General features: G+C 72.2%; 10 protein-coding genes. 6 read left to right on the forward strand and 4 right to left on the reverse strand.

What is annotated here, in order from left to right; all coding sequences use genetic code 11:
• Nucleotide 1 precedes the first annotated feature (1 nt).
• Nucleotides 2–955 (reverse strand): STM4015 family protein, encoded by a 954-nt coding sequence (locus tag QFZ71_RS27870; RefSeq protein WP_307670916.1) that lies wholly within the window; start codon nt 953–955, stop codon nt 2–4.
• Between the two features lie 175 nt (nt 956–1,130).
• On the opposite strand from QFZ71_RS27870, the gene QFZ71_RS27875 reads away from it, so the two are divergent.
• On the forward strand, nt 1,131–1,457 hold the full coding sequence (locus tag QFZ71_RS27875; RefSeq protein ID WP_307670917.1) for a hypothetical protein: 327 nt from the start codon (nt 1,131–1,133) through the stop codon (nt 1,455–1,457).
• Between the two features lie 111 nt (nt 1,458–1,568).
• Nucleotides 1,569–2,573: a DUF6745 domain-containing protein gene (locus tag QFZ71_RS27880; RefSeq protein ID WP_307670918.1), complete on the forward strand. Its 1,005-nt coding sequence runs from the start codon at nt 1,569–1,571 to the stop codon at nt 2,571–2,573.
• Between the two features lie 214 nt (nt 2,574–2,787).
• Here the strand turns inward: QFZ71_RS27880 and QFZ71_RS27885 are convergent, their stop codons facing one another.
• Complete coding sequence (locus tag QFZ71_RS27885; protein ID WP_307670919.1) at nt 2,788–3,471, reverse strand: TetR/AcrR family transcriptional regulator; 684 nt, start codon at nt 3,469–3,471, stop codon at nt 2,788–2,790.
• 112 nt (nt 3,472–3,583) lie between these two features.
• Between QFZ71_RS27885 and QFZ71_RS27890 the strand changes: the two genes are divergently transcribed.
• The 3 genes from QFZ71_RS27890 (at nt 3,584) to QFZ71_RS27900 (ending at nt 9,690) form a co-directional block, all read left to right on the forward strand.
• Nucleotides 3,584–4,024: a PPOX class F420-dependent oxidoreductase gene (locus tag QFZ71_RS27890; RefSeq protein WP_307670920.1), complete on the forward strand. Its 441-nt coding sequence runs from the start codon at nt 3,584–3,586 to the stop codon at nt 4,022–4,024.
• Between the two features lie 102 nt (nt 4,025–4,126).
• A complete protein-coding gene (locus tag QFZ71_RS27895; RefSeq protein WP_307670921.1) occupies nt 4,127–5,326 on the forward strand; it encodes an MBL fold metallo-hydrolase in 1,200 nt (399 codons plus the stop codon).
• Between the two features lie 542 nt (nt 5,327–5,868).
• Nucleotides 5,869–9,690, forward strand: coding sequence for a S8 family serine peptidase (locus QFZ71_RS27900; RefSeq protein ID WP_307670922.1), 3,822 nt, complete (start codon nt 5,869–5,871; stop codon nt 9,688–9,690).
• 51 nt (nt 9,691–9,741) lie between these two features.
• Here the strand turns inward: QFZ71_RS27900 and QFZ71_RS27905 are convergent, their stop codons facing one another.
• Entirely contained in the window at nt 9,742–10,752 is a 1,011-nt protein-coding gene (locus QFZ71_RS27905) for a LuxR family transcriptional regulator (protein WP_307670923.1), read from the reverse strand.
• 358 nt (nt 10,753–11,110) lie between these two features.
• On the opposite strand from QFZ71_RS27905, the gene QFZ71_RS27910 reads away from it, so the two are divergent.
• The gene (locus tag QFZ71_RS27910; RefSeq protein ID WP_307670924.1) at nt 11,111–11,539 is read left to right on the forward strand and encodes a pyridoxamine 5'-phosphate oxidase family protein; all 429 of its coding nucleotides are present in this window, start codon (nt 11,111–11,113) and stop codon (nt 11,537–11,539) included.
• A 106-nt stretch (nt 11,540–11,645) separates the two neighbouring features.
• Here QFZ71_RS27910 and QFZ71_RS27915 read toward each other — a convergent pair whose 3' ends face one another.
• Nucleotides 11,646–13,091 carry a glyceraldehyde-3-phosphate dehydrogenase gene (locus tag QFZ71_RS27915; RefSeq protein ID WP_307670925.1) on the reverse strand — a complete coding sequence of 482 codons (1,446 nt, stop codon included), beginning with the start codon at nt 13,089–13,091 and terminating at the stop codon, nt 11,646–11,648.
• Between the last annotated feature and the right edge of the window lie 68 nt (nt 13,092–13,159).

Below are 13,159 nucleotides of genomic sequence, written 5' to 3' on the forward strand. Positions count from 1 at the left end.
CCTATTCCGAGACGGCGGTGTAGCGGCCCTCGGCACCCCGGTCGCCCCAGGGTTCGCACCTTTCGGAGAGGTCGACGCGCACCCCGTGCGGCTCCAGGGCGGAGCGGACCCGCTCCTCCATGGCCTCGGTGAGGAAATGGTGGTGGAGATCGAGCAGCTCCAGATGGGTCAGCGGCTGGCCTTCCAGCAGCGCGGCCGCACCCTCGTCGCCCAGCGTCCCGTTCGACAGGTCGAGGACCCGCAGCTGAGCCACGACCGGAGCCGAGGCGATGGCCGACGCGATCTCGTTCTGGATCTCGCTGTTGCGCACCCCCAGGTGGTTCAGCCGGGGGAAACGGGTGCCGGAGAGCAGCGGCGCGAGGTCGGCGACGTCGGTGTCGCCGTCGTAGGCGGACACCCCGAGCCAGAGGTCCAGCCGCTCCAACGCGGGCAGTTCGCTGTCCAGCACCCCGCGTACGACCTCGACGGGCAGCCCGCCCGCCTGGATGGACAGCGACCGCAGCCGCTCGTGCTTCGTCGGCGGGAACACCAGCTCGGATCCGCCGCGCACGCCGAGCTCGGTCAGCGCCGGGAAGGCGGCCAGCAGCGGCGTCACGTCCGACTGCTGGATCCAGGTGATCTCGGCCTCCTCCGCCTCCAGATCACCGACGAACACCGCCTCCAGCGCGGTCAGCCGGTCGGCGGCGGCGATCACCAGGTTGACCGGAACGGAGGAGTTCTCGTCGTACGCCTCACCCCACTGGCCGATGATCAGTGCCCGGACCCCGGCCGGGTCCACCGTCTCCAGGAACTCGGCGAACGCCTCCTCCCAGGGCCGGTCGTCGTCGCCGTACGGGTTGACGGAAACGCGCCAGGCCGCGGCGTCCGCGGCCGGCCGGGAGCCCTCCCCGGCGGTGTGCTGGAAGTCGACGGCCGGAAGACCGCCGAACTCGTGCAGATGCTGCGCACCGTACATGGCCCTGAGCTCCTGATCCTGGGGACTGCTGATGTCCGCAAGGTTTATCAAGCCGCTCTGACAACGCTGCGACCGGGACCCGTTCACGCCGCCGCGGCGGCCCGCTGTCAGACCTTGCCCGTAGCGTTTTTTCCCTGGCCGGCACAGCGGGTGCCGCGACCGAGGGGAGACGTCTGTGTACCGGCAGGGCGATGTACTGATCATGGAGCTGGACGAGTCGGCGGTGCCCGCGCCCTTCCTGGAGGCGCCGGGTGAACTGCGCGACGCGCGGGGGCGGCTGGTGCTCGCGCTGGGCGAGGTCACCGGACACGCGCACGCCGTGCAGGGCCCCGGACGGCTGATCCGGGAGGCCGGGCCGTTCGGCCCGATGCTGCTCCATCTCCCCGAGGGCGGGCGGGTGGTGCACGAGGAGCACGCGGTCATCCCCCTCCCCACAGGCTGGTTCCGCGTCGTGCGCCAGCGGGAGTACGCGCCGGGTGCGGTCCGCATCGTGGCGGACTGACCGCGCCCGGCGCCTTCGAAGACGCCCATCGGCAGCGAGCACGGCCCACAGCGGGCACAGCCCACGACAAGCACAGTCCAGAACGAGCACAGCAGGGGACGGGGACAGCAGATGAGCAGTGACGTGAACACCTGGCGGAGCGTGGCAGCGGCGACCGGCCGGGCGGACCGGGCGGCGGCCGAGGCCGGGGTGCGGCGCGCCTACCGCACCGCCGGACTGGCCGAGCCGGACCGGATCATCTGGGCCGCATCGCCACGGGCCGCCGTCGAGACGGTGGAGAAGCTGACGGACGCCGGACGGTCCGTGCGGGAGGAGGTCCGCACCCGCCCCTGGGCCGCGGAACGGCGCCGGATGTACGACGAGCTGGGCCCGGCGGGCTGGGCGGCGCTCTGGTCCGCCACCGGGGCCCAGCTCTGGGAGACCACGGCCGCGCTCGCCGAGCGGATACGGAGCGGGGTCGTCGCCGATCTGGCCACCCGGCCCGAGGAGGAAGGGGCCGTGCGGCTGGTGCTCCTGGACGCGGTGCTCGGCCAGCACGACGCCGCCTGGCTCGCCGCGTTCGACGGGCGGGGCGACCGCCTGACGGGTCTCGGGGAGGTGGCGCGCAACGCCGGCTGGTGGTGGCCCTACGAGAACGCCGTGGTCGTCACCGAGCGGCCCGAGGTCCTCCACCGCGACGAGGCGGGCCGGCTCGACCACGGCGGGGGGCCTGCCCTCGCGTACGGGGACGGCTTCGCCCTGTACGCCTGGCGCGGCATGCCCGTGCCCGCCGCGTTCCTGGCCGAGCTGTCCTCCCTCACCCCCGAGCGCATCCGGGCCGAGGAGAACGCGGAGCTGCGCCGCGTGATGCTGGAGTACTACGGCTACGACCGCTATCTCACCGAGTCCGGCGCCGAGCCCGTCCACCGCGACGAGACGGGCATCCTCTGGCGCATCGCGCTCGACGGTGACGAGGACGTGGTGATGGTCGAGGTGGTCAACTCCACCCCCGAGCCGGACGGCACGTACCGCACCTACTGGCTGCGCGTGCCGCCCGCCACCCGGACCGCGAAGGACGGTGTCGCCTGGACGTTCGGACTGGAGGGGACGGCGTACGCCCCGCTGCGGCAGACCTGACCCCGGCAGACGTGACTCCGGCGGCCCGGCGGCACGGGACGGAAGGGCGGCGCGACGCGGCTCCGCGTCCCGCGGAGCCGGAAGGGGCCGGGGCAGGGGGCCGGGGCCGGGGGAGAGGATCGACCGTACGCCCGCCCTCGCCGTCGCCCTCGCCGTCCTCGACCGCGTCGCCGAGTATCCGGCTCAGGACGGTGAGGCGCCGGTGGGCGGCCGTTCAGCCGAAGGACGCGCGGCCCGTGGCGTCCGGTCGGCCCCCTGGGCCCGCGGCTCCGGAGCCGGACGCCGAGGAGCCGGTCAGCACCGCGAGGTCGATGCCCAGTTCGCGGGCGAGCGCCTCATCGGTCCACCGCAGCATCGTGGACCGGGAGAGCGGACCCGCGTACGACGTCGTCTGCACCGCCATCCCGTCCAGCAGGGCGGTCAGCCGCCAGGCCGCCGACCAGGGGTCCTCGCACCGGAACTCCTCGGCTGCGGTGCCCTCCGCCATGACGCGGGCGAGTTCCGCCTTCCACCGCTGGTCGAGATCGCCCGCGACCTCACGGAGCGCGGGGTCGCGCAGAGAAGCGGCCCAGCCCTCGATCCACAGCCGCCAGCCCTTCGCCCGGCCGGTCGGCGCATACCACCGGACGGCCGCCCGCAGCCGTCGTACGGCAGTGGTGCGGCGGGCCAGCAGCTTGCGGAGCTGGGCGAGGTCGGCCTCGGCGGCGTACGCGAACGCCGCCGCGACCAGCTTCTCCTTGGTCGAGAAGTGGTAGAGGACGAGCGCGTTGCTCACTCCCAGCGCGGAGGCCACATCGGCGATCCGCACGGCCGAGACCCCGCGGAGCTCGATCTGCCCGACCGCCGCGCGCAGCATCTCCTCACGGCGCTCCGCCACGTTCAACCGGACTCTTGCCACCGGGTCACCCTAACGAATCGGCCAGGCCGGCGATCGTGGGACGACGGCCGTCGAAGGGACGTCCGGACACGGCGTCCGGAATCCCGTGACGGGCCCGGACGTTGCACCCTGCATGACGCGATCCGAACCGGCACAGGAAGCGCTGCTCCGCCTCGTCGGCGAGCACGACGGCGGCGTCCTCGTGACGCTCAAGCAGGACGGACGGCCCCAGCTGTCCAACGTCAACCACTCCTTCTCCCCCGATGAGCAGGTCATCCGCGTCTCGATCACCGAGGGCCGGGCCAAGACCCGCAACCTGCGGCGCGACCCGCGGGTGAGCTACCACGTCACCAGCGAGGACCGCTGGGCCTGGACCGTCGTCGACGGGACCGCCGAACTGACCCCGCCCGCCGCCGCGCCGGACGACGACACGGTGGAGGCCCTGATCGCGCTCTACCGCGACGTCCGGGGCGAGCACCCCGACTGGGACGACTTCCGGCGGGCCATGGTCGAGGACCGCAGGGTGCTTCTCACCCTGCACATCGACCACGTCTACGGGCAGCGGCGCGGCTGATGCCGTCGCCGGCCGGACCGCCTGCCCCGTTCAGCACCTTCTGGTGGCCCCGTCGTACAGCACGACCATAATGAGACGACACCGACTCCCTCAGGAGATGTTGTGACCGGCGCTGACTACTTGCTTCCGCTCCGCACCAAACTGCGCTCGCTGCGCACCGAGTCCTTCGGGGCCGACCCGGCCGGAGCGCGGATGGAGCGCATCCGCCGCTCGCCTCATTTCGTCGACGGTTCCTTCCAGAATCCCGTGGGGGCCCGGACCCGGCCCTCCGGGTCCGCCGTCGAATTCGCCAAGATCTATTTCCAGAAGGAGCAACGGGCCCGCAGGACGCCGGACGGCGCCGTGCCCGTCCACCCCACGACCCTCGCCGATCTGGCCGGCCTCCCCGCCTCGGGGCTCCGGCTGACCTGGATGGGGCATTCCAGCGTGCTGGCGGAGATCGACGGCAACCGCGTCCTGTTCGACCCGGTCTGGGGTGAGCGGTGCTCCCCGTTCCCGTTCGCCGGACCCAAGCGCCTGCACCCGACGCCGCTGTCGCTGGCCGCACTCGGCCCCGTCGACGTGGTGGTGATCTCCCACGACCACTACGACCATCTCGACCTCCCGACGATCCGCGCCCTGGCCGGGACCGACACGGTCTTCGCCGTGCCGCTCGGGGTCGGGGCCCACCTGGAGCGCTGGGGCGTCCCCCTCGACCGGATGCGCGAGCTCGACTGGAACGAGACCACGACCGTCGGCGCGATCCGGCTCACCGCCACCCCCGCACGCCACTTCTGCGGGCGCGGGCTGCGCAATCAGCAGCATGCCCTCTGGGCGTCATGGGCCGTGGCCGGCCCGGAGCACCGCATCTACCACAGCGGGGACACCGGCTACTTCCCCGGCTTCCGGGAGATCGGGGCCGAGCACGGCCCGTTCGACGCCACCATGATCCAGATCGGTGCGTACTCGGAGTACTGGCCGGACATCCACATGACCCCCGCCGAAGGCATGCGCGCCCACCTGGACCTCCAGGGCGGCAGCCCTCACGGGGTGCTGCTGCCGATCCACTGGGGGACCTTCAACCTGGCCCCGCACGCGTGGGCGGAACCGGGGGAGTGGACGAAGTACGAGGCGGAGGAGGCCGGGCAGGCGGTGGCGTTCCCGCGGGCCGGTGAGCCGTTCGAGCCTGCGGGGAAGGTGCCCGCGGACGCTTGGTGGCGTGCGGTGTCCCAGCCCATCGCCCACCCGTGGCGCCGGCCGAAGCCGGCGGAGGAGTCCGGCGGGGCGCCCCGCCGGGATCTCGACCTGGCGGGTGACCGGTGACGCCGTGTGAGGACGAGGCGGGCAGGACCGTGGCTCTGCTGACGCCTCTCCGGGGCGAGTGCTGACGCCTCTCCTGGGCGAGTAGCGCCATCGTGCGGTGAGTGCCCCGGACGGCCCGGAGCGGCGGGAGCCCTCGACGGGCGCCCCGCGGTCCGGGCCGTTGCCGTCCGGGGCGGGTTCGTCCTCGGCTGTCGTCCGAACGCGCGCGGGGGAGCGCCGAGTCGGGCGGGGTGGGGTGGGGGCCAGGGCAACAGGGCGCGCGCCGGGGTGAGGTGAGGCGTGGCATGTGTCGTGGAAGCGACATGTCGTGATGGCGACAGCCGCTGAGGGAGGCGTTCGCACCGGGCTCCCGGACGGCCGGTGGAGCCCGCTGCGCAGGCGCTTTGCCCCGATGAACCCCTCGGCACGTGTCAGGAAGCGCGCCGTGTCGTCTTGGCGACATGTCGTAAGCGCGGCACGGAAAGGGCTGGTGCGGCGCTTACGGGGGCCCGAGTCTGGAGCCGCTCCGCGTGTCCGTTTCCTTGCCCCCTGGAAAGGTTCCGATGCACAGACGGCTCCGCCCTGCCGCCCTTCTGGCGGCAGGCGCCCTCATCGCCACCCTGGCACCCACCGCCGGCGCGAGTGCCGCTCCGGTGCCCGCTCCCCCCGGCACCGACTCCGCCGTCCGCCCCAAAGTCGCCTCCATCACGCTCGTGACCGGTGACCGGGTGAGGGTGGAGACCTTCCCCGGCGGCCGTAAGTCCGTCTCCGTCGAGCCGGCCCCAGGGGTCTCGGCGGCCGACTTCACCCAACTGGAGATCGACAAACAGCTGTACGTGCTGCCCCGCGCCGCGGTCCCGTACATCTCCTCCGGCAAGCTGGACCGGCAGCTGTTCAACATCACCTCCCTGATCAAGCAGGGCTACGACGACGCCCGCACCTCCGCCATCCCGCTGATCGTGCGCTACACCAACGGCACGAACCCCGCCTCCAAGGCCGCGCCCGCCGGTTCGCGCAAGGGCCAGGTCATCAAGAGCCTGCGCGGCTCGGCGTTGAAGGCGGACAAGAAGCAGGCCGGGCGCTTCTGGAAGTCCATCGACGACGACGCGCTCGCCAGGAGGGGCGCCGAGGGCGACGCGCGGAACGCCACCGGGAACCCCTCGCTCAAGAACGCCGCCTTCGAGGGCGGCGTCGAGAAGCTGTGGCTGGACGCCAAGGTCCACGCCACCCTCGATCGCAGCACCGCGCAGATCGGTGCGCCCGAGACGTGGCAGGACGGCCACGACGGACGCGGCGCGACCGTCGCCGTCCTGGACACCGGCGTCGACGCCACCCACCCCGACCTGGCCGGGAAGCTCGGCGAGATACGCAACTTCACCGACGACCCCACCGCGAACGACGGGCACGGCCACGGCACCCACGTCGCCTCCACCATCGCCGGCAGCGGCGCTGCCGGCGGCGGCTCCCACAAGGGTGTGGCACCGGGGGCGAAGCTGCTGATCGGCAAGGTGCTCGACGACAAGGGCTCCGGACCGTACTCCGCCATCCTGGGCGGCATGGACTGGGCGGCCCGCTCGGGCGCCGACATCGTCAGCATGAGCCTGGGCGGCCAGCCCACCGACGGCACGGACGTCCTCAGCGTCGTCCTCAACGGCCTCAGCGAGGAGACCGGCACCCTCTTCGTCGTCGCGGCGGGCAACTCGGGCGCCGACTACACCATCGGCTCCCCGGGCGCCGCGGAGAGAGCGCTGACCGTGGGCGCCGTCGACCGCGACGACACGCTGGCTCCCTTCTCCAGCCGCGGACCGCGCGCCGGGGACAACGGCGCCAAGCCCGACCTCACCGCTCCCGGCGTCGGTATCGTCGCCGCCCGCGCCACCGGCACGTCCATGGGCCGCCCGGTGGACGCGGCCTACACCGCGGCCTCGGGGACGTCCATGGCGACCCCGCACGTGGCGGGTGCGGCGGCGATCCTGGCCGCGCGCCACCCCGACTGGAACGCCCAGCAGCTCAAGGACGCGTTGATGAGCACGACGCGCACCGCCCCCGGCCGGACGGCGTACGAGCAGGGCACCGGCCGGGTGGACGTCGCCCGCTCGGTGCGCCAGCAGGTGCGCGCCACCGGCACCACCGGTTTCGGCTCCCTGGGACCGGACGCGGGACCGCAGCAGGTGAACGTCACCTACACCAACGACGGCGACGCCCCCGTCACGCTCACCCTGGACACCAGCTTCGACCAGCTCTACGGCTCCCCGGCCCCGGCAGGCGCCCTGGGCGCCCCCCGGCAGGTCACCGTGGACGCCCGCGGTACCGCCGACGTGACCGTGACCCTCGACCCGTCCACCCTGCCGGAGGGCATCTACGGCGGCCGTCTCACCGCCACCTCGGCCGACGGTCGGACCGTCGCGCACACCGTCCTCTCCGCGACGAAGGACCCGGTCAAGCACAAGGTCACCGTGCGCGGCATCGACCGCGCCGGGCAGCCGGCGACCGTCTTCCCGCTGATCATGCTGGGCCCGTCGGGCCGCTTCGACATCGTCCACGAGGTGCCGGCGGGGCAGAGCCTGACGGTGGACCTGCCCGAGGGCGACTACTACCTGCACGGCGTCATCACCCAGCACGGGGACGAGTACGTCACCAACAGCCTGGTCGTCGACCCCCACCTGAAGGTGGGCGGCGCCACCGACCTGGTGCTCGACGCACGCAAGGCGGTCCCGGTGGAGGTCCGGACCCCCAAGCGGGCCGAGCAGCGAGGTCCGCTGGTCTTCACCACCCACTGGAAGAAGGCCGCCCGCGAGTTCGCCAGCTTCTTCACCAGCGGGCACAGCGGAGGGCAGCACCTCTACGTCACGCCCACCGAGGAGTTCACCGAGGGAACCTTCGAGTTCTCCTCCCGCTGGCAGCTGGTGGCCCCGATGCTCACCGGGCGCGCCGTCTCCGGCACCGCCGCGACCGGTGTCCCCGTCCGGCTGCTCCACAACTCCCCGGCTGTGGACGGTGTGCGACGCCTGCGAGTGGTGGACGCCGGCCACGGCCGTCCCGAGGACTACGCGGCGCTGCGCGCACGGGGCACGGACGTGCGCGGAGCGGCGGTCCTCGTGGAACTGGAGGGAGTGGATTACGACGAGGCGGTGAACACCGCCGCCCGAGCCGGGGCCGCGGCCGCCGTCACCACCGCCGGTGGCGACCGGTACGCGACCACGCCCTGGCAGCCGGTGAGCGAGCGGCTGTCGGCGATCGGACTGTACGCCCCCGGCACCGCCATGAAGCGACTGCGCGTGCCGGGCACCACGCTGGAGTTGAAGGGCACCCCGGAGAGCCCCTACCTCTACGACGTCATGCAGGTCTCCGAACAGCGGGTCCCCGAGCGCGTGGTGCACAAGGTCGAGTCGAGGAACACGGCCACCGTGGTCTCGCGCTACCCGGACACGGGCGGCACGCGGTACGTCGCGGAGAGCCGCGAATCCTGGCGTCCGTGGGAGGGCCAGGAGGTCTACCTCGCCCTGAAGTCCCGGTACGTCCGCACCGGGCAGGTGCGCACGGAGTACCTCAGCGGTCCCGCCGACACCCGGTGGCTGCACTGGGTCAACCCCCGCAGCACCTGGGCCCACCAGGCCGTGGGGACCGGCATGTTCGGCCCCCTGCGCACCTACCGGCCCGGTGAGCGCACCACGGAGAGCTGGTACGCCCCCGTGGTCCGCCCGGCGATCCCCCGAGGTGCCGAAGGGCTCGCCCAGCGCAAGGGCGACCAGCTGACCATAGGAATCCCCGAGTTCGCCGACACCGCCTCCGGCCACTTCGGCTACGCCCTGCCCCGCAGGGACGCCGCCACCCCCTACCCCGACGAGACCCGCGCCGTTCTGCGCCGCGACGGCCAGGTCCTCGCCGAAGGCAGCCGGGCCTGGGGCACCTTCCCCGCAGGCGGGGAGAACGGCGACTACCAGCTCGACCTGGACGTGAAGCGCACCAGCCCCGAGGGCACGCTCTCGCGGGCCACCAGCACCCGCTGGTCGTTCACGGCCCCGCGCCCGGCCGAGGGCGAGCAGACCCTGCTCCCCCTCCTCCAGCTCGACTACGACGTGGCCACCGACCTCCGGGGCGCCGCCCCCGGATCGCGGTCCTTCGCCTTCGGAGTGAGCGCCCGCCACCAGGACGGTCTGACGGGCCGTTCCGTGAAGGGCATGGAGGTGTCCGTCTCGTACGACGACGGAGGTCACTGGCGTCCGGCGACCACGTCCCACCGCGGCCACGGTGCCTACCGTGTCCAGGTCACCCACCCCTCGACCTCCCGCACCGGCGGGTACGTCACCCTGCGGGTCCGCGCCTGGGACGACGCGGGCAACGAGGTGACGCAGAAGATCGAGCGGGCGTACGCGCTGAGGTAGTACACGGAACACGGAAGCCGCGACCGGTCCCGGTCGCGGCTTCCGCACGTCCTACGACAGCCAGTCGCGCCGCGCCGCCTGCCACACCAGCTGCGTGCGCGTCGTCGCGCCGGCCCGCTGCATCAGGGCGGTGATACGGCGCTGCACCGTGCGGTGACTGACACCCAGCTGGGTGGCGATCGCCTTGTCCGCCACGCCCGCGACGACCAGGGAGAGCAGGTAGCGCTCGTCGTCGGCGAGGCTGCCGCCCGGTCCCATGCCGCCGGCGAAGTCGGCCAGCTCGCCCGTCTCCGTGACGTGCAGCGGGGTTCCCGCCGCCCACTGGATGTCGAACAGGGCGACGAGGGCGTCCAGGAGACTGCTGCTGCGGATGACGGCCGCGGTCGGCTCGCCCCGGGAGGTGGCCGTGCCGCCCGGCATCAGCGGGCAGACGGCGACCGAGCTGTCGACGATGACCATGCGCACCGGCAGTGTGCTGGCGGCGCGGGCCGATTCACCGGCGCGGATCCCCTGGGCGACGTTGTCGACCATGCCGGGCTGCTCCAGACAGGCCCGTTCGTAGATCGCCTCGTAGCGGATGCCCTGGGCGAGCAGCTCGAACTCCTCGTCGTTGTCCTGGGCGCGCAGCGCCACGGGATCGGCCTTGCAGAACCACCGCAGGTCACTGCGGGCCGCGTAGGCGAGCTGACGCAACTGCTGGCGGATGGCGCCGCTCCCGGTGATCACCTCGACCAGCTGCCCGGCGTCGTGGCGCCGTCCGCCCGCCCGGTACTCCTCGGCCAGCTGCTCCACTCCGCGCCGCGCCCACTCCAGCGCTTCCTGGCCACGCGCCAACAGGGGGTGCAGCGCCACGTCCGGCGGGAGGGGCACGTACCGCATGCCGACGTCACCCGGCAACCGCTCGATCAGACCTCTGTCGTGCAGCGAGGAGAGAAGCAGCAGCGCCTCGCGTTCCCGGATGTGGAGCCGTTGGACGATCTCGTCCACGCCCGCATCGCGTACCTCCACCAGGAAGCGATAGACACGCTCCTCGGCTGCCCCGATCCCCGCTATCTCCAGCATGCGCCCTCTCCCTCACCACAGCCCACCCCGAGCGGACGCCCACTGTGCCATCCATGATCGAACAGCTCGCAGGCGGCCCTGCCGAATGATCGGGGATGCTTCGGTCCTCCCGGCGTGGCGGTCGGCTTCTTCGCGGACGGACAGCACGCGTTCGGTCGAGGGGCCTGGACCGCTCCCCTCCGGCGCGTCGCGGAGCACGCCGTCGGGGCGGTTCAGGACGCCCGGGCGCGGTCCCGGACGTCGTGACGCAACGATCACCGCCCCGCACAGGACACGCCGACCGCCGGGTGACGGCCACGCCGTGCGCACGGGGCACACTGGGGCGACCCACCCGAATTCCCGTACGAAGGAGTGCGCCGTGGCCCTCACCCGAGAAGAACGTGAACAGTTCCTCGCCGAACCCCGTGTCGCGGCGCTGTCCGTGGCGTCCGGGGAGGACGGTCGCGCCCCGCTCAGCGTGCCGATCTGGTACGCGTACGAACCGGGCGGCGATGTCCGCGTCCTCACCGGCCGCACCTCGCGCAAGGCCGAACTGATCGCCGCGGCGGGCCGGTTCACGCTGCTGGTCGACCGGTTGGAGCCGACCGTCCGGTACGTCTCCGTCGAGGGGCCCGCCGTCGACACCCGGCCCGCCACCCGTGACGACCTGGAGCAGATGGCGGCCCGCTACCTTCCGGCCGGGAAGGTCGCCGGGTACGTGGACTTCGCCCGGGAGAACCACGGCGAACAGGTGTTGATCACCCTGCGCCCCGAACGGTGGGTCAGCTCGGACCTCGGCCAGGTCTGAGCCGGGAGCGGCCGGAGGGCGACGAGCCCGTACGTCACGACGGCGCCCGGTGTCCGGCAGGAGGACCTGCCGGACACCGGGCGCCGTACGGAGGGGCCTACCGGGATCAGACCGCCGGGGCCGGGTACGTCGGGTACTCCACCCCGGAGACGTGCTGGACGACCCGGATGACCTGGCACGAGTAGCCGAACTCGTTGTCGTACCAGAGGTAGAGGATGGCGTTGTCGCCGTCCACCTTGGTGGCGCCCGCGTCGACGATCGAGGCATGGCGCGAGCCGATGAAGTCGCTGGAGACCGCGTCGGGCGCGCTGATGAAGTCGATCTGGCGCTTGAGCGGCGAGGCCAGCGACACGTTGCGCAGGTAGTCGAGGACCTCCTCGCGGGTGGTCTCGCGCTCCAGCCGCAGGCTCAGGATCGCGATCGAGACGTCCGGCACCGGGACGCGGATCGAGCTGCCGGTGATCGGGGCCTTGAGATCGGGCAGCGCCTTCGCCACGGCGGACGCGGCGCCGGTCTCGGTGATGACCATGTTGAGCGCCGCCGAACGGCCACGACGGTCGGAGTCGTGGTAATTGTCCAGCAGGTTCTGGTCGTTGGTGTACGAGTGGACGGTCTCCACGTGTCCGCGCAGCACGCCGTACTCGTCCGCCATCGCCTTCAGCGGCGGGACGATCGCGTTGGTCGTGCAGGACGCGCAGGACAGGATCTGGTCGTCCGGCTTGATCGTGGCGTGGTTGACGCCGTGCACGATGTTGGGGACGTCGCCCTTGCCCGGCGCGGTGAGCACGACCTTGGCGATGCCCGGCCGGAGGTGCTTGGACAGCCCCTCGCGGTCGCGCCACCGGCCGGTGTTGTCGATGAGGATGGCGTCGTTGATGCCGTACGCCGTGTAGTCGACCGTCGTCGGGTCGTCCGAGTAGATCACCTGGATCTCGTTGCCGTTGGCGATGATCTTGCTGTTCGCCTCGTCGACGGTGATCGTGCCCTGGAACTGGCCGTGGATCGAGTCGCGCCGCAGCAGCGAGGCGCGCTTGACGATGTCCTGGCCCTTGCCCTTGCGGACGACGATGGCCCGCAGGCGCAGCCCGTTGCCCGAGCCGGCCTTCTCGATGAGCAGGCGGGCCAGGAGGCGGCCGATGCGGCCGAAGCCGTAGAGCACCACGTCGCGCGACGCACGGCGCTCGATCTTGTTCTCGCCCGTCGCCCCAGCGACGGCCTGCGCGGTGAACTCCTCGACGGAGAGTCCGCGGCCATCGGCCCGGTAGGTGGCGGCCAGCATACCGATGTCGATCTGGGACGGGCCGAGGTCGAGCGTCGTCAGCGCCCGCAGGAACGGCATCGTCTCGGTGACCGAGAGTTCCTCACCGGCTATCTGCCGGGCGAAGCGGTGGGTCTTGAGGATGCTGACCACCGACTTGTTCACCAGGGAGCGGCTGTGCAGCAGGACGTTCACGTCCTGCTCACGGTGCAGCTTCCCGATGATCGGGATCATCGACTCCGCGATCTCCTCGCGGTGCATCCAGTTGGTGAACGAGTCGTCGTTGACAGTCACAAGTTTATCTTTCGAGCTAGGCGGCGCTCATATGGTAACCGGACGGTCTTCCGGCCCTTCAGGGGGTG

It is taken from the genome of Streptomyces sp. V2I9, assembly GCF_030817475.1.
GTDB lineage: Bacteria > Actinomycetota > Actinomycetes > Streptomycetales > Streptomycetaceae > Streptomyces.

Excerpts from the sequence above, each read along its gene's own strand:
- QFZ71_RS27870 (WP_307670916.1), bottom strand. The coding sequence starts at position 955 with ATGTACGGTGCGCAGCATCTGCACGAGTTCGGCGGTCTTCCGGCCGTC.
- QFZ71_RS27880 (WP_307670918.1), top strand. The coding sequence starts at position 1,569 with ATGAGCAGTGACGTGAACACCTGGCGGAGCGTGGCAGCGGCGACCGGC.
- QFZ71_RS27890 (WP_307670920.1), top strand. The coding sequence starts at position 3,584 with ATGACGCGATCCGAACCGGCACAGGAAGCGCTGCTCCGCCTCGTCGGC.
- QFZ71_RS27900 (WP_307670922.1), top strand. The coding sequence starts at position 5,869 with ATGCACAGACGGCTCCGCCCTGCCGCCCTTCTGGCGGCAGGCGCCCTC.
- QFZ71_RS27905 (WP_307670923.1), bottom strand. The coding sequence starts at position 10,752 with ATGCTGGAGATAGCGGGGATCGGGGCAGCCGAGGAGCGTGTCTATCGC.